The organism is Brevibacterium sp. SIMBA_078 (genome assembly GCF_046534565.1).
In the GTDB taxonomy this organism is placed as follows: domain Bacteria; phylum Actinomycetota; class Actinomycetes; order Actinomycetales; family Brevibacteriaceae; genus Brevibacterium.
In genome coordinates this window covers 136034-151842 of the sequence record NZ_JAWRYQ010000004.1, presented here as the reverse complement: position 1 = coordinate 151842, position 15809 = coordinate 136034, and the positions used below count along the sequence as shown (strand labels likewise).

Below are 15809 nucleotides of genomic sequence, written 5' to 3'. Positions count from 1 at the left end.
CGAGCCAACTCTGCCACCCGCCAGATTTCAATCGGCCAGCTGGTCAACTCCGAAGAGCTCAAGGAGTGATGATCCAGACTACTGGCAGCACACTCGTAAGCAGGCTTACCTTGGTGTCTCCAACGGCCCCTTCTCATCTAAGCTCAAAGGCACGTCCAAGCTGACTCCTCAGAACGACCGCTGTTCGCAGCTCGAGGTGTCATCGAATCCGGTTCGATAGCACTCAAGAGCCTCAGCTTCCCAATTCAGTCCTGACCGGCGCGGGCATAGGCACCGAGAACCTGTCTCTCCGAATCCCCGAGGTAGACGGCAAGCCTAGCAGCGGCGGCCCCCGGCCCATCAGAGCGATAGATCTCGACCACCTCGCGGTTGCGCTCAATGAAGGGCGCATGGAGGAAGTCGAGGACCTCAACCTTGAGGAAGGCCAGGCGCAGCTCGGCGAGCACATTGGCAAACGAGCGCATCAACCGCCTGCTGTCCGACAGCGAGACGACTGCATTGTGGAACCCCATGTTCGCCGTGCCGACTTCCAGCCAGTTCTCTTCGGCTGCGAACTTCTCGGCAGCCTCGACGGCCGCCTCCATCCTCACCGCGTTCGGGTGATTGCGCGGGGCGTGCTCGAGCACCGAGCACTCGACATGATGGCGCACCCGGTAGATGTCGACGACATCGGCGGTGCTCGGTGACGCCACTGAGACGCCTCGGTGCGGGATATGCGTGACCAGGCCCTGCTCCCCGAGGACCCGGAACGCCTCACGCAGAGTATTGCGCGAAACATCGAATTCCTTCGCCAGCGCGGTTTCGGACAGCCGCTCACCTGGGCGCAGCTCTCCAGCGATGAGGCGGTCAGTGAGCCTGTTGACCAGGGACGAATCGTGATTCACCTCTCCATCCTACTGAAACAGCACCCCGAACTCCCATCCGTCCGTCGACAAAGCGACGAAGAAAAGTGTGACTCCCGTCTATGTTTGTTGAACAATGAGTGCTAGATTGTTTACCACTTCACGTGCGCCAGGACACAGACATCGCTGTCCTCACCCCATCGGCGCACACGAAGGAACAACTGACCACCAGACAGTCGGAGACTCCCATGTCACAAGCACCGGAATCCCAACCGCCGGAATCCTCTTCTACGGATGGGGGCGCCTCGGGCCTTGACAATGCCAAGAGCGAAATCGGATCCAAGATCAGCCGCAGCGCGATCATCGGCGCCATCTTCCTCATGGCCACCTCGGCGATCGGTCCGGGCTTCATCACCCAGACAGCCACATTCACGGCTCAGATGGGTGCGGCCTTCGCCTTCGCGATCTTCGCGTCGATCCTCATCGACATCGCCATCCAGCTCAATATCTGGCGGATGGTGACCTCCTCGGGCAAACGCGCAGCACAGCTGGCTTCCTCGGCCGTGCCGGGTTCGGGCATCCTCCTGTCCGTCCTCATCGTCGTCGGCGGACTGGCCTTCAACATCGGCAACATCGCCGGTGGCGGCCTTGGCCTCAATGCGCTGCTGGGCATCGACCCGAAGCTCGGCGGACTGCTCACCGGCGTCCTGGCGATCGGCATCTTCCTGTTCAAACGCGCCGGAAAGGTCGTCGACGCCGTCGTCCTCGTCCTCGGCGTCGGAATGATCATCCTCACCTGTGTCGTCGCCATCGTCTCGAACCCGCCGGTCGGTGAGGCGCTCAGACAGTCGATCGCGCCCGACACCATCAACTTCGCCACCGTGACCACGATCGTCGGCGGCACCGTCGGCGGCTACATCACCTATTCCGGCGCCCACCGCTACCTCGACTCGGGCAAGACCGGACCGGAGAACGCCGGTTCTGTCATGCGCTCGGCTCTGTCGGGGATCCTCGTCACCGGAATCATGCGCTACGTCCTCTTCCTCGCCATCCTCGGCGTCGTCGCCTCCGGCGTCGCACTCGACCTCGACTCGAGCGTGGCCAACCCCGCCGGCCAGGCCTTCGCCGCAGTCCTCGGCGATGCGGGAATGCGCATCTTCGGAGCGATCTTCTGGGCCGCGGCACTGAGCTCGGTCATCGGCGCCGCCTATACCTCGGCGACGTTCCTCTCGGCGTTCTCCAAGCGTCTCGAAGGCGGTTGGCCGCTGCAGCTGGCGACCGTGTCCTTCATCGTCGTCTCGCTCGTCGTCTACCTCGTCCTCGGCACGGCACCTGCCACACTGCTCGTCTTCGTCGGCGGCTTCAACGGGCTCATCCTGCCGATCGGTCTGACGATCTTCATGTACATCGGCTGGTTCAGGCCGCGCCTGCTGCGCACTGACTCGTACCCGAAGTGGTTGCTCATCATCGGCACCGCGGCAACACTGGTCACGTGGTACACAGCCACACAGTCCATCGGCCCCATCTTCGCCATGATCGGAATCGGAGGGTGACATTGTCTGTCAACAGCGAACTGAGAATCGACCTCAACTCTGACCTCGGGGAGAACGTCCCCGACCGTGTCGTCAGCGACGATGCCGCCATGCTCGGCCTCGTCACCAGCGCCAACGTCTCCTGCGGGTTCCATGCGGGCAATCCGGAAGGCATCCGCGCCACCGTCGGGGCCGCCACGAAGGGCGGAGTCGTCATCGGGGCCCATCCCGGATACGACGACTACGAGGGCTTCGGCCGCCGCGCCCTCGACGTTCCCGCTGCCACCCTGCAGGCCCAGGTCGAATACCAGATCGGCGCGCTCATCGGCCTGACCACTGCCGTCGGCGGAACCGTCTCCTACGTCAAACCCCACGGCGGTCTCTACAACGCGATCGTCCATGATGAGGCGCAGGCGAAGGTCGTCGTCGACGCCGTCAAAGCCGTCGATGACTCGCTGGTCTTCCTCGGACTCGCGGGCAGTGTGGCCAACCGCGTCGCCGCCGAGGCGGGACTGACCGTTGCCGCCGAGGCCTTCGCCGATCGGTCCTACAACCCCGACGGTTCCCTGGTCTCCCGGTCGGAGCCGAACGCGGTCCTCCACGACCCAGAGGCCGTAGCCTCCCGCGTCCTGCGCCTCGTCCAGACCGGGCAGGTCGAAGCCATCGACGGCAGCCACGTCGACGTCGATGCGCAGTCCATCTGCTTCCACGGCGACAGCCAGGGATCCATCGACATGGCCCGGGCCGCCCGTGATCTCCTCGAATCCGAAGGCGTCACGATCGCCGCCTTCGCCGGAGTCGGCAAATGAGCGCTGCAACCACGACCGCCACTGCCACCACCGGCGCCACCGCCATGGACACGATGCGGGCTGCCGGCGCGGAAGCCCGCGCCCGCATCCGGGAAGGATTCGACGGCCCCACCTCGGGGATGGCGCCGGGACTCGTCCAGGCCAACCTCATCTCCGTGCCCGCGGACTGGGCTTTCGACGTCCTCCTGTTCACCCAACGCAACCCGAAGCCGTGCCCGGTCGTCGACGTCCTCGAACCCGGGCAGCTGTCGTCCGCACTGGCTCCGGGCAGCGATATCCGCACCGACATTCCCGGCTACCGGATCTGGGAGAACGGCGCGCTGACCGGCGAGGTCACCGATGCCACCGAGGTGTGGGAGCAGCATCCGGACCTCGTGTCCTTCCTCATCGGCTGTTCGTTCACCTTCGAGAACGGCCTGACCGAGGCGGGCATCCCGATCCGCCACCAGGGGGCCGGTCGCAACGTGCCGATGTACCGCACGTCGACGGCCTGCCTTCCGGCCGGTCGGGTCAGCGGCGACATGGTCGTGTCCATGCGCCCGATCCCGGCCTTCCAGGTCGCCGAGGCTGTGCGCATCACCGACCGCTTCCCCGCCGTCCACGGTGCACCGATCCACATCGGCGAACCCTCCCAGATCGGCATCGAGGACCTCGATGCCCCGGATTTCGGTGACGCCCCGGTCATCGAAGACGGCGACATTCCCGTCTTCTGGGCCTGCGGAGTCACTCCGCAGGCAGCCATCCAGGCCTCGGGAATTCCTTTCGCGATCACCCACTCACCGGGGAAGATGTTCATCACCGACGAACCGGAAGACACCTACCGCCAATGACCTCGACACCGCCGGCTGACTCCCTGACCTTCCATACCGCATCCAGGCGCCACCTCCTCGCCGAATGCGCGGACCTGGGCGCGACGATGGCGCTGCACCACAGCCTCGAAGCCGCCGATCTGCCCGGCGTCACCGAACTCATCCCCGCCGCCCGAACAGTGCTGATCAGTTTTGATCCCGCACGCACGGACGCCGAGTTCCTCGCCGAGGCGGTGCGCGGACTCGGGCGCACCGAGTCGGCCTCGGATGCGACCCGTGAGGTGACGATCGATGTCCACTACGACGGGGACGACCTCGCCGAGGTGGCCGACCTCCTCTCCGTCTCCCCCACCGAGGTGATCAAACGCCACCAGGTCGCGACCTGGCAGGTCGCGTTCGCCGGGTTCGCGCCCGGCTTCGGCTACCTCGCCGGCGACGACGAGCTCTTCAACGTTCCCCGCCGCTCGTCCCCACGCACGCGAGTGCCCGTGGGATCGGTGGCATTGGCCGGCGAGTTCACCGGCGTCTACCCCCGCTCCTCCCCCGGCGGCTGGCAGCTCATCGGACGCACCGATGCGAAGCTGTGGGATCTCGAACGGGAACCACCGGCCCTGTTCGTCCCCGGCACGATCGTCAAATTCGCCGAGGCGGGGCGCGAGACCGTCGAGGTCGCGGGCTCGAGTGCGGGGTCAGGTTCGTCAGGTGCGGCAGGTTCGCCAGGTGCGGCAAGTTCGGCGTCGGATTCTGCGGTGGATTCAGCAGCGGATTCGGCGTCCGATTCGGCGGCTGCTGCCACCCACTCCCTCGAGGTGCTGCGTCCCGGGCTGCAGCTGCTCATCCAGGATCTCGGTCGCCCCGGTTTCGCTTCGATGGGAGTCTCCGCCGCCGGTGCCGCCGATCGCACCGCCTTGACGACTGCCAACCGTCTCGTCGGCAATGCCGAGTCTGCTGCCGGCCTGGAGAGCTTCGGGGGCGCAGTGCTCCTGCGCTCCACGGGTGACGGCGTCGCCGCTGTCACCGGGGCCACCGGAGCGATCACCGTGACCGCTGCCGATGGCACGGTGCTCACGCCCCGCCTCGGCGAGGCCTTTGCCCTGGCCGACGGGGACGAACTCGAGCTCGGACCAACCGAGCGCGGAGTCCGCCGCTACCTCGCCGTGCGCGGTGGAATCGCTGTCGAGACGGCTCTCGACAGCAGCTCCGCCGACACCCTGGCCGGGCTCGGTCCGGCTGCTGTCGACAAAGGCACCACGGTGGAAGTGCACGATCCGCGGACGGCGCCCCACCTCGTCGATCCCAATCCCACGCAGCCAAGGGACCTGCCGCAGGCGGGTGAGACCGTGACCCTGAGCGTGACGCTGGGACCGCGTGAGGACTGGTTCACCGAAGCCGGGATCAAGACTCTGCTGTCACAGGAGTGGACGGTCACCCACGAATCCGACCGGGTCGGGCTGCGCCTGAACGGTGAGGTTCCACTCGAACGTGCCCGAACCGGAGAGCTGCCCAGCGAAGGCGCGGTCACCGGTGCCCTGCAGGTTCCGCCGAACGGTCAGCCGGTGCTCTTCGGACCCGACCACCCGCTCACCGGCGGCTATCCGATCATCGCCAGCGTCGATGATGTCGACCTCGCCGCGCAGCTGCCTCCCGGCGTGAAGCTGCGCTTCACCACCTCTGCCCGACCGACGTCGAACGCCCTCCCGGCCGAGGCGTCCCGCACCGCAGCAGGATCCCGCACCAACGAGAACGAAGGCTGAACAATGTCGAGAATCCTCATCGCCAACCGCGGCGAGATCGCCGTCCGCATCATCCGTGCCTGCGCCCAGCACGGGCACACTTCGGTGGCTGTCTACGCTGATCAGGACGCCGACGCCATGCATGCCCGGTTCGCCGACGAAGCGTTCGCTCTGCCTGGGACGACAGCGGGTGACACGTACCTCAACATCGATGCGATCCTCTCCGCAGCGAAGTCCGCCGGTGCCGATGCCGTCCACCCCGGTTACGGATTCCTGTCCGAGAACGCCGACTTCGCGTCTGCCGTCGAGGACGCCGGCCTCATCTGGATCGGTCCGACCGCGGACACGATCACGGCCCTCGGCGACAAGGTCACGGCCCGTCAGCTCGCGCAGAAGGTCGGCGCTCCCCTGGCACCGGGCATCGACCGTCCCCTGGAGAACGCGGCCGAGGTCGAGTCCTTCGCCGCCGAGGCGGGACTGCCGATCATCATCAAAGCCGCCCACGGTGGCGGCGGACGCGGAATGAAGATCGTCCACGAGCTGACCGAGGTGGCCGGTGCCTTCGAATCGGCGACCCGTGAGGCCGTCGAGGCTTTCGGTCGGCCCGAGTGCTTCGTCGAGAAGTTCCTCGAGCGTCCCCGCCATGTCGAGGTCCAGATCGTCGGCGACGGTCAGGGTCGGGTCGTGGCCGTCGGTGACCGCGACTGCTCCGCTCAGCGGCGCAATCAGAAGCTCATCGAGGAAGCACCCGCCCCGGGACTGACGGATGAGCAGCGTGAGCGCCTGCACCGTTCGGCCGAAGCCATCTGCGCCGAGGTGGACTACCGCGGTGCCGGCACCGTCGAGTTCCTGCTCGCTGCCGATGGGACCATGACGTTCCTCGAGGTCAACACCCGACTGCAGGTCGAACATCCCGTCACCGAGGTGACCTCAGGGGTCGATCTCGTCGCCGAACAGTTCCGCATCGCCTTCGGACAGGGACTGTCGCTGGAGTCGACCCCGCAGCCGGTCGGTCATGCGATCGAGCTGCGCATCAACGCCGAGGATCCCGGCCGCGGGTTCCTGCCGACTCCGGGACGCATCGATGTCCTCGACGTGCCCGGGGGCCTCGGCGTGCGCTGGGATTCCGGTGTGCGTGCCGGTGACACCGTGCAGCCGGCCTTCGATTCCCTCTTCGCGAAGCTCATCGTCCACGGTCCCGACCGTGAGCAGGCGATCGCACGCACCGTGACAGCGGCGAAGGAACTCCATGTCGAGGGTCCGGCCACGGTGGTGCCGTGCTCCCTGGCGATCCTCACCGATGAGGCGTTCACCGGTCTCGGCGTCGACGGTGTCGACGGCATCCACACGCAGTGGATCGAGGCCGAGCTGCTGCCGCGCTTCGAGACTCAGGACCGCCCGGCCCCGGTCGCCGATGGCGAGATGCAGCGGATGTCGATCGAGATCGATGGGAAGCTCACCACGATTGGACTGCCCGCCGGACTGGTCGCTGCCCTCGGCTCGGTCGGTGGGACCGGTCAGGGCGGCACGGGTCAAGGCGGCGAGGCCGGTGGCGCCGGAAACGGTGGAGCCGCCTCGGCGAGTGCCGGAGATGTCACCGCACCTGTGCCGGGCAGTCTTGTGGACTTCCTCGTCGAGGATGGCGCACAGGTGGCGGCCGGTGACGAGGTCGCGGTGCTCTCTGCGATGAAGATGGAGACCCGGGTCGAAGCACCGGTCGCGGGAACGCTGCGCCAGGTCGCGGCGGTCGGCGACGTCGTAGCGGTCGGGCAGGCCATCGCACGGGTCGACTGAGACGGCGAGCCGCCTCGGCGAAAGGATCGGTCGAGGCGGCTGTCTGCATCGGCCTGAGCATCGGGCTCGGCAACGGAATAGAGTGGTGGTCAGCAATGGTTGTCCATCACGGAGACCACCCCAATCAGGAGGAGCATCCATGTCACGTCTGTCGGTCGGCGACACCGCCCCGGATTTCACCCTCGTCAACCAGGACGGGAAGTCCGTCAGCCTCAGCGATTTCCGAGGTCAGCGGGTCGTCGTGTACTTCTACCCCGCCGCTATGACCCCGGGCTGCACGACCGAGGCCTGCGATTTCCGGGACTCGCTGTCGGCACTCAAGGCCGCCGGAATCGCCGTCGTCGGCATCTCCCCGGACAAGCCGGAGAAGCTGCAGCAGTTCATCGAGAAGGAGGGTCTCAACTTCGACCTCCTCTCCGATGAGGACAAGACGATGATGACCGAGTGGGGCGCCTTCGGCGAGAAGAAGAACTACGGCAAGGTCGTCCAGGGCGTCATCCGCTCGACCGTCGTCGTCGATGCCGAGGGCAAGGTCGAACTCGCCCAGTACAACGTCAAGGCCACCGGGCACGTCGCCCGCGTGCGCAAGGAGCTCGGCATCGACGCTGCCTGAGTCGGCTGCCGTGTGGGCGTCGGGCGGTCTGAACTGCCCGTGCTCAACGTGAGCACTGGGGCGGTCCGAGTTTTCAACAACTCGGGCCGCCCCTGCTAATCTTGAGGACGTTGTGGCCGCGTCTGTGGCAGCTTCGGCGCGAGTGGCGGAATTGGTAGACGCGCTGGATTTAGGTTCCAGTGTCTTCGGACGTAGGGGTTCAAGTCCCCTCTCGCGTACGACACGACTGGCCCCTGACCGTGAGCTCCTCAGCTCCGATCAGGGGCCTTCCTCATGCCGAGACCGCCGGCTCAGACTCTGATTGCGGGGTAGCCCGCAGCGCCAGAGCAGTGAGGACGAGGCCGAACAGTGCGAATGCGGCGCCACCGAACCCGCCCCACTGCAGAAGACCTGCAGCAACGGTGAAGCCGCCGAGGGTGGAGCCGATGGCATTCGCCAGGTTGAAGGCTCCGACGTTGACCGCCAGCGACAGCGTCGGCGCAGCACCGGTGTGACGCATCACCAGCGATTGCAATGGTGCAATGGTCGCCGTCGACAAAAGGCCCAAGAGGAGAACGAGGGCGATCATCGGCACCGGGAGCCTTGCAAACAGGGGGAACGCGGACAATGTGATGATGAGTGCGCAGAACACTCCCACCAAGGTTCTGCCGAGTGAGAGATCGGCGAGACGCCCGGCAATGAGGTTACCGACGAAGCCTCCGACCCCATAGGCCAACAGTAGTCCGGGAATTGCGGCGTCGGTGATGCCGCTGATGTCCGAGAGGAGCGGCACCAGATAGGTGAAGACGATGCTCACCCCGGCGAAACCGATGACCGTCGTCGCCACGGCCAGCAGAACCGGCCCTCGCAGGAGGGTTCGAATCTCGTCTCTGACCCCGGTCGCAGGGGCCGGAGTACGCGGCATCGCCGCTGCCAGCAGCCCCACACCGATGATTGCGGCGACGGCCACGAAGACGAACGGAATCCGCCAGTTCGTGTTGCCGCCCAGCAGGGCCCCGAGCGGCACGCCGAGCACGGTTGCGACGGTCAGTCCGGAACCGACGATGGCAATCGCCTGACCCTGCCGGCCGGGTCCCATGATCTCTGCGGACGCGGTGAGCCCGATCGCGAACAGTGTGGCCTGACTGCACGCGGACAGCACTCGACCGATGACAACCAGGGCGTACGTCGGTGCCAGGACTGTCACCACCGTGCCGGCCACAAAGAAGAGTCCCAGGCAGAGAGCGAGTCCTTTGCGGGGGAACTGTGCTGTCAAGACGGTCACTATGGGGCCGCCGATCGCAACTCCGAGCGCATAGGCGGTAACGGTCTGTCCGGCGGTCGCGATGCTCACGTCCAGATCGGCGGCCAGTTGCGGCAGGATACCGGCAACGAGGTATTCAGCAGTTCCGGTGCAGAATACCAACAGGACGAATCCCGCCAGGATGAGAATCGGCCGTTTGAGGAGGTATGCATTTGCTGTTTGTTCGACATTCATACTGATAGGCTGATCCTTCACATCGATGTGAAGGCAAGTGGCTGAAGCAGAAAGGCCGAAACGATGAGGATCTCTGACGTCGCCGAACGAACAGGCATTCCATCCCGATTGCTGCGCTATTACGAAGAAAGGGACCTTCTGGTCCCCTCCCGCAATTCCTCGGGATACCGCGAATACAGCGAACAAGACGTCGCAATCGCGACACACATCCGCCAGCTGCTCGATGCCGGAATGAGCACCGCCGCAATTCGCACTGTCCTCCCCTGCCTGAGGGACAAGGCCGGTCAGCTTGCACCGACCTGCTCGGTCACCGTCGCCGATCTCGAACGCGAACGGGCGCGGATAGAAGCATCAATCGAGTCTCTCACTCAGTCGCGTGATGCCATCAGCCGAGTCATCAGCGCGGGCTGACAAGATCGAATAAGGATTTCGCCCGAAGAGTGCTGCAGGGCCACCTGATGGGCATACTGTGAAATGCAGACTCCGTCCTTGGGCAGCAGCCAGCAAACAGAGAGGTCATACGCGCATGACAGATTTCCAGTCACTCTCCGTCCGCCCCACAGCGCCCGCCGATGAGGCCCGGTGGAAGGAGCTCTTTCGCGCCTACCGGGAGTTCTACCACCTCGAGGAATCTGAGGAGATCGTCTCCCGCGTGTGGTCGTGGCTGACCGACTCCGCCCATGAGTGCCAGGGACTCGTCGCCGAGGCGGACGGATCGATCGTCGGAATCGCCGACTATCGTCGTTTCTCGCGTCCCTCGACAGGCAGCGTCGGCATCTGGCTCGACGATCTCTTCACCGATCCCGAGGCGCGCGGCCGAGGTGTCGGCCGTGCCTTGATCTCCCGGCTGCAGATGATCGCCGCGGCCGAAGGCTGTTCGGTGGTCCGGTGGATCACCGCCGACGACAACGCTCAGGCTCAGGTGCTCTATGACGATGTCGCAGCGAAGACGAACTGGCTCACCTACGACGCGAAGCCGACGGAGTCGTGAGCACGGAGTTGCCGAGTGAGGAGAGGCCGAGCTCGGTGAAGCCGGAAGAACAGGCAAGCTCAGCGAACGCCGGTGCTGACCGCGAGGTGCTGTTGTGCTGCCTGCTGTGGGCGCGCGAAGGACAGGCCGAGGCACTGACAGCCTACGAGAACGGTGTTCTCGCGCTCATCTCCGAGCACGGAGGGCGCGTCGTCAATCGTGCCAAGAGCGACGGGGCTCAGGGGCGTCCCAACGAGGTGCAGTTCTATCGGTTCGAATCCACGGAAGCGCTCGATTCCTACCTCGCAGATCAGCGACGTCAGGCGCGGGCCGCCGAACGCAATCGCGTCATCGCCAGGACGGAGCTGTTCCCGGTCAGCTTTCTTCCGACCGAGTGAGGTCCTGCGCGAAGAGCTGCTGTGCGAGCAGGACCAGCGCCTCGAGCAGCGGTCGGCGCAGCACGCTGCCGAGGACGACTCCGCGGATCCGCTCCTCCAGACTGACTGCGTCGCTGATCGCGTCGAGGTCGGTGCGACCGACGTCTTCAGCGGCCTCGACATAGGCGTCGAGCCGGTCGAGGATCGGAGTCAGGTTCTCCGCAGTCAACATGGCAACCGCCTTCACAGCCGCCCGATAGGCCGGTGATGAGGTCGCACAGCGCCATCCTCGCGCGGTGATCGCGCGGTCGAGTATCGCCGAGGCGGCTGTATCGTCCGTCTCGGCCTCGCCGATGAGCGCGTCCTGGGTGACGCCCATCGCTTCGACTTCCGAGGACGGCTCGTTCACCGCGTCGACGACGGCTCGCGCCTTCGCCAACGGCAGTCCGGCCACCGACGTCAGCGCCCTGATGAGGCGCAGCCGCTCGAGATGAGTGCGATCATAGACGGCTTGATTCACGCTTGTCCGCCGTCCTGGCTTGAGCAGTCCTTCGCGCAGGTAGTACTTGATGGTCGGCACGCTGAGCTCCGAACGGCGCGAGAGCTCCGCCATCCTCATCTCCGACTTCTCCGCGGACTCCGACAACCCAGCTCCTTTTCTTGTTACGGCCGCCGCAACCGCGCGCCTGTGCTCATTCCCTCCTTGCTCGACCCTAGCAGATACCTCTACTATCTATTATCGATAGTTCAGCTACCTATTAAGAGGAGGGGCCATGGATGCCTTGACATTGGCTGCGGTCCTCGCCACCGGCTTCGTCGGTTCAGCGGAATCCGGGTCGGCCGCCTTGGTTCATCCCGTGATCCGTCAGCTGAGGACGGACGATCAGCTGATCATGGAGAGGGGCCTGCTGAAGACGTTCGGCCGGGTGATGCCGGTGGGGATGACCGCGGCGACCGCGCTGGCCATCATCATTGCCATCGATGAGCCCAATACATGGCTGGTTTCGGCCGCAATCAGCCTCGGCGTCGCTCTCGTCGTGACGATCGTCGGGAACGTCCCGATCAATTCCCGGACGGGACGGATCACCGAGGAGACCGCTTCCGAGGGCTTCATCGCCATGCGCAGACGGTGGGATGCCTTCCAGATCGTGCGCGCTTCACTGCAGCTGATCGGATTCGTCCTGGTGGCGGTCGGAGTCGTCGGGTTCGGCTGAGCACCCGTCAACGTTCATCTCGTCGTCAGGGCTGTTCCGGCACGCGCGTCGCAGTGCTCCGACCGCTGAGGTTTCAGTCCATCCGTCGCCAGAGCTCGGCGACTCCGCCGCCCGTCAGCTCTGTCAGTGATTCCGGTCGGCCGGCCATGGCCATGACGAGGTCGAGGACACGACCGGTCACCTCCGGCCCGCTTCCGGTTTCGAAGTCGGCGTCGGCAGCGCTGAGCTTCAGCCCTTTGACCAGGGTTTTCGAGTTCACTGCGAAGTCTTTTGCGGCGAAGTATCGGGCCACCTCGACGGTCGCCTCGGCGCCAGGGGTCAGGTCGAGTTCCAGTGGTCGTGCGATGTCCTGTCCGTGGACGATGACTTCGCCGAGGAAGGCTGCGAAGTCTTTGGTCGGGGCGATCGTCAGAGCGGACGAGTCGCGGAACTTCGCCAGGGTCTCCTCAGGTGAGCCACCGAGGCGGCGCTCGAGCAGTCGCGCGTTGTGCTTTGCCGGGTCGAATCCCGCCCGAACGATGCTGCGGATCCAGGCCCACTTCCCGGTGTTAGCTGCGGCTGTCAGGTGGGCGACGACCTGCTCGACCGTCCAGTCTGCACACAGAGTGGCGAGCGCCCACTGCTCCGTTTCGAGCGTGGAGAGCAGATCGGCCAGGCGCGCGCGTTCCGCGTGGAGGAGGTCCCAGTATTCGGCTTCGTTCATGTGCTCGTCCCCTGTGATTCGTCGCCGGAGACGCTGACGCACCCCTCGTCTTCTCCGTCGAACAGCAACCGGAAGCGTTCGCACACGACCGGCATCTCGAACGAGAACCCGCGCCGGCCATGCTCTTGCCAAAAGCGCTCATGGATCTCGCGCCAGGCGGCCAGGGTTCGGTCGCCCTCCCCTTCCGAATGGGCATGCTCGGCGGTCACCTCGCAGAACGGAACGATGTCGATCGCCGTGGTTTCAATGAGGGCTCTCGGCCGGTCTCGGCCGTCGAGGATGATGCTCAGTTCGCCCACCTCGGGGACGGATTCGTCGTCGGCTTCGATGTCCCACAGCGCCGAGGCGGTGCCCGTCTTGGTCCCAGCCAGCACGAGAGCGAGGAGGTCGTCCGCATGCTCGGGAGTCGCGCCGAAGGCCCATGCTTCAGGCATCCTCTCCGGAAGGTCTGGATTCCGAGTGCGGACCCGCACCCAGAACGAGTCGAGTGTGACATCGAGCCTTGCCGAATGACTCACGACAAGGCCTCAAGCCGATGCTTCAGACCTTGGATCAAGCTAGTCAGCCCAAACTCGAAGGACGCCACCGCTGACGAGTTCTCGCCGAATCGAGGATCCAGCGCACCTCGAATCTCCGCAAATCTGTCTCCGGCCGATTCTTGAGTGATGAGGTCGACCGGAGCGACGATGTCCAGAGCGGAACCGAGGACATAGGCCTCAACGGACCGCATCACCGCCACAGTCCGACCCTGCGGCCACCCCCCTCGACGAAGTCCACCGATCACTGAGTCATACATTTCATACGTTGAGAGGTCTCGAATCGAGGTCGTGGCCAACAATCGAATGAGGTTCGGATGGTCGGCAAAGGCCCTAAGATACGACCGGGCCCACAGCTCCAGAGCTCTGTCCCACGGCACGCTCTCCGACGATTCCTCGATCCCAGAAAATACTTGAACGTCGATTCCGGCCACGATACGTGCGCGCATCAATTCGATGAGTTCACCTCGGCCGGAGACATGGTTGTACAGAGAGGACACCTGCCTGTCGACGCGAGCCGCCAGAGTTCGCATAGACAATGACTCTTCTCCGAGGTCGTCGACAAGCGCGAGCGCGGCATCAACCAGCCGATCCTGATTCAATCTCACAGAATGCTCGCTCTCAATTTCGCACTTCCCTCCATCTTTCGAGCAGTGTATCGTGTTCCCAGTCACACACGAACACTGTTCGTGTAAACGCCGGTGCGACCGGCCATACGCAATGGAGCAGGAGGACGGCGGCCTTGACGACACAGCACTTCCACAACGGCACGGTCTGGCTAGGTGCCGGTGCCGAACCTGCAGACTCCCTGGTGACCCGAGACGGCATCGTCGTTGCCACTGGTTCACACGCGGTGGCTCCCGTCCTCGATCGCGTCTCGTGCCACGACGGCGCAGAGTTTGAGTCCATCGATCTCGACGGCGGGTTCCTCATGCCGTCCTTCGGCGACGGCCATGCTCATCCGATCTTCGGTGGCATGGAAGCAGAGGGCCCACAGGTGAGATCGTGCACGAGCGTCGAAGAGATCATCGCCGAAGTGAAACGGTACGCGGAGGCTCATCCCGACGACGACTGGATCACTGGTGCCTCATATGACGGCAGCCTCGTACGCGACGGACTCTTCGAGGCCGAATGGCTCGACAGAGCCGTGTCCGACCGACCGGTCGTCCTTCGTGCTTGGGACTACCACACCGTGTGGTGCAATTCTCGAGCATTGGAACTCGCGGGAATCACCGCCGCAACCCCGGAGCCGCAGATAGGCGAGATTCCTCGCCGAGACGACGGCTCGCCGCTGGGCACTCTGCGTGAATGGGGTGCAGTTGATCTGATCGACGCCGTTCGTCCGCCACGCCACGATTCCGTCCGACTCCGCGCTCTCGATCGGGCAGCCGATTATTACCTGGCTCGAGGCGTCACTTGGGTCCAGGACGCCTGGGTGGAGCCAGCCGATGTCGAGACCTATGTGTCCGCCTCTCAGCAGAAACTGCTCAAACTGCGATTCAACCTCGCGTTCTACGCCGATCCCCGCCGCTTCACGCAACAACTGCCCGAAATGCTCTCTGCGCGCCAAAGGATCGAGGAGCTTTCGGATCCATTCCTGACCGCTCAGACCGTGAAGTTCTTCGCCGACGGAGTCATCGAGAACGAAACCGGTGCGCTCATCGAGCCCTACTGCTCCTCCCTTCACAACCACGGCATGCGAGTCTGGGAAGGAGATTCGCTGGCAGAGGCGGTCTGCGAGGTCGACGCGGCAGGTTTTCAGATCCACATCCACGCCATCGGCGACGCGGCCGTTCGACAGGCATTGGATGCCATCGAGTACACAATCCGGCACAACGGTGCCCGTGATCGACGACCGGTGATCGCGCATGCCCAGATCATCGACTCTGCCGACCTGTCCCGCTTTGCTGAACTCGGCGTCATCGCGAATATGCAGCCTCTGTGGGCCCAGCTCGATGACCTCATGACGGTACTCACCGTCCCCCGGATCGGCAGCGAACGCGCCGTGGCGCAATATCGGATGCGCAGTGTCCTCGACAGCGGCGGGCACCTTGCGTTCGGTTCGGACTGGCCCTGCACTTCAGGGGCGCCGCTCGAGGGTCTCACCGTTGCCGTGAGCAGACAGACCGACGACGGTGAGCCCGACGGCGGGTGGACTCCCGAAGAGATCCTCGACATCGAACGCTCTCTCGACGCTTATTCGACTGCGGTGGCCCACCAAGCATTTGCAGACCATAGATCCGACGAGTGGGGAGTGATCCGCCCGGGCGCGAGCGCCGACTTCATCGTTCTCGATTCGGATCCTCGAACATTGCTTCCACAGGAACTCTCTGCCGCCCCAGTTCGCCGCACATACCTGCGCGGCGTGGCCGTCCATTCAGCGGACTGAATCGAAAGGAC

General features: G+C 64.8%; 17 protein-coding genes and 1 tRNA gene. 12 read left to right on the top strand and 6 right to left on the bottom strand.

Annotation, left to right across the window (positions count from 1 at the left end):
- Window positions 1–245: 245 nt before the first annotated feature.
- Window positions 246–884, bottom strand: a complete 639-nt coding sequence (locus tag SB749_RS15550; protein ID WP_167197760.1) for a GntR family transcriptional regulator — start codon at window positions 882–884, stop codon at window positions 246–248.
- 206 nt (window positions 885–1090) lie between these two features.
- Here SB749_RS15550 and SB749_RS15545 point away from each other — a divergent pair, with 206 nt between their 5' ends.
- The 7 genes from SB749_RS15545 to SB749_RS15515 all read left to right on the top strand — a co-directional run bounded on the left by SB749_RS15545 (window position 1091) and on the right by SB749_RS15515 (window position 8350).
- Window positions 1091–2395, top strand: coding sequence for an NRAMP family divalent metal transporter (locus SB749_RS15545; protein WP_410711106.1), 1305 nt, complete (start codon window positions 1091–1093; stop codon window positions 2393–2395).
- A 2-nt stretch (window positions 2396–2397) separates the two neighbouring features.
- Window positions 2398–3183 (top strand): LamB/YcsF family protein, encoded by a 786-nt coding sequence (locus SB749_RS15540; protein ID WP_410711105.1) that lies wholly within the window; start codon window positions 2398–2400, stop codon window positions 3181–3183.
- A 44-nt stretch (window positions 3184–3227) separates the two neighbouring features.
- Window positions 3228–4013 (top strand): putative hydro-lyase, encoded by a 786-nt coding sequence (locus tag SB749_RS15535; protein WP_410711348.1) that lies wholly within the window; start codon window positions 3228–3230, stop codon window positions 4011–4013.
- Window positions 4010–5746, top strand: coding sequence for a carboxyltransferase domain-containing protein (locus tag SB749_RS15530; protein ID WP_410711104.1), 1737 nt, complete (start codon window positions 4010–4012; stop codon window positions 5744–5746). Before SB749_RS15535 ends, SB749_RS15530 begins: the two co-directional genes overlap by 4 nt.
- A gap of 3 nt (window positions 5747–5749) precedes the next feature.
- Entirely contained in the window at window positions 5750–7519 is a 1770-nt protein-coding gene (locus SB749_RS15525) for a biotin carboxylase N-terminal domain-containing protein (RefSeq protein ID WP_410711103.1), read from the top strand.
- 139 nt (window positions 7520–7658) lie between these two features.
- Window positions 7659–8132 carry a thioredoxin-dependent thiol peroxidase gene (bcp, locus tag SB749_RS15520; RefSeq protein WP_135808734.1) on the top strand — a complete coding sequence of 158 codons (474 nt, stop codon included), beginning with the start codon at window positions 7659–7661 and terminating at the stop codon, window positions 8130–8132.
- A 136-nt stretch (window positions 8133–8268) separates the two neighbouring features.
- Window positions 8269–8350 (top strand) — tRNA-Leu (locus tag SB749_RS15515).
- Window positions 8351–8403: 53 nt separating this feature from the next.
- On the opposite strand, the gene SB749_RS15510 is transcribed toward SB749_RS15515, so the two are convergent.
- Window positions 8404–9609: an MFS transporter gene (locus SB749_RS15510; RefSeq protein ID WP_410711102.1), complete on the bottom strand. Its 1206-nt coding sequence runs from the start codon at window positions 9607–9609 to the stop codon at window positions 8404–8406.
- A gap of 63 nt (window positions 9610–9672) precedes the next feature.
- On the opposite strand from SB749_RS15510, the gene SB749_RS15505 reads away from it, so the two are divergent.
- From SB749_RS15505 to SB749_RS15495, 3 genes are all read left to right on the top strand, one after another.
- Window positions 9673–10020 (top strand): MerR family transcriptional regulator, encoded by a 348-nt coding sequence (locus SB749_RS15505; RefSeq protein WP_135808732.1) that lies wholly within the window; start codon window positions 9673–9675, stop codon window positions 10018–10020.
- 115 nt (window positions 10021–10135) lie between these two features.
- Complete coding sequence (locus tag SB749_RS15500) at window positions 10136–10600, top strand: GNAT family N-acetyltransferase (protein ID WP_410711101.1); 465 nt, start codon at window positions 10136–10138, stop codon at window positions 10598–10600.
- Window positions 10597–10977, top strand: a complete 381-nt coding sequence (locus tag SB749_RS15495; RefSeq protein ID WP_410711100.1) for a hypothetical protein — start codon at window positions 10597–10599, stop codon at window positions 10975–10977. Before SB749_RS15500 ends, SB749_RS15495 begins: the two co-directional genes overlap by 4 nt.
- Here the strand turns inward: SB749_RS15495 and SB749_RS15490 are convergent.
- Complete coding sequence (locus SB749_RS15490; protein WP_410711099.1) at window positions 10955–11602, bottom strand: MerR family transcriptional regulator; 648 nt, start codon at window positions 11600–11602, stop codon at window positions 10955–10957. The genes SB749_RS15495 and SB749_RS15490 overlap by 23 nt on opposite strands.
- 127 nt (window positions 11603–11729) lie before the next feature.
- Here SB749_RS15490 and SB749_RS15485 point away from each other — a divergent pair, with 127 nt between their 5' ends.
- Window positions 11730–12170: a DUF1772 domain-containing protein gene (locus tag SB749_RS15485; RefSeq protein ID WP_410711098.1), complete on the top strand. Its 441-nt coding sequence runs from the start codon at window positions 11730–11732 to the stop codon at window positions 12168–12170.
- A gap of 73 nt (window positions 12171–12243) precedes the next feature.
- Here the strand turns inward: SB749_RS15485 and SB749_RS15480 are convergent, their stop codons facing one another.
- The 3 genes from SB749_RS15480 to SB749_RS15470 all read right to left on the bottom strand — a co-directional run bounded on the left by SB749_RS15480 (window position 12244) and on the right by SB749_RS15470 (window position 14017).
- On the bottom strand, window positions 12244–12873 hold the full coding sequence (locus tag SB749_RS15480) for a maleylpyruvate isomerase family mycothiol-dependent enzyme (protein ID WP_410711097.1): 630 nt from the start codon (window positions 12871–12873) through the stop codon (window positions 12244–12246).
- Entirely contained in the window at window positions 12870–13307 is a 438-nt protein-coding gene (locus SB749_RS15475) for an ASCH domain-containing protein (protein WP_410711096.1), read from the bottom strand. The genes SB749_RS15480 and SB749_RS15475 overlap by 4 nt, the downstream gene beginning before the upstream one ends.
- Before the next feature lie 80 nt (window positions 13308–13387).
- Window positions 13388–14017, bottom strand: a complete 630-nt coding sequence (locus SB749_RS15470; RefSeq protein ID WP_135808726.1) for a TetR/AcrR family transcriptional regulator C-terminal domain-containing protein — start codon at window positions 14015–14017, stop codon at window positions 13388–13390.
- Between the two features lie 134 nt (window positions 14018–14151).
- Here SB749_RS15470 and SB749_RS15465 point away from each other — a divergent pair, with 134 nt between their 5' ends.
- A complete protein-coding gene (locus tag SB749_RS15465; protein ID WP_410711095.1) occupies window positions 14152–15798 on the top strand; it encodes an amidohydrolase in 1647 nt (548 codons plus the stop codon).
- The last annotated feature ends 11 nt before the right edge of the window (window positions 15799–15809 follow it).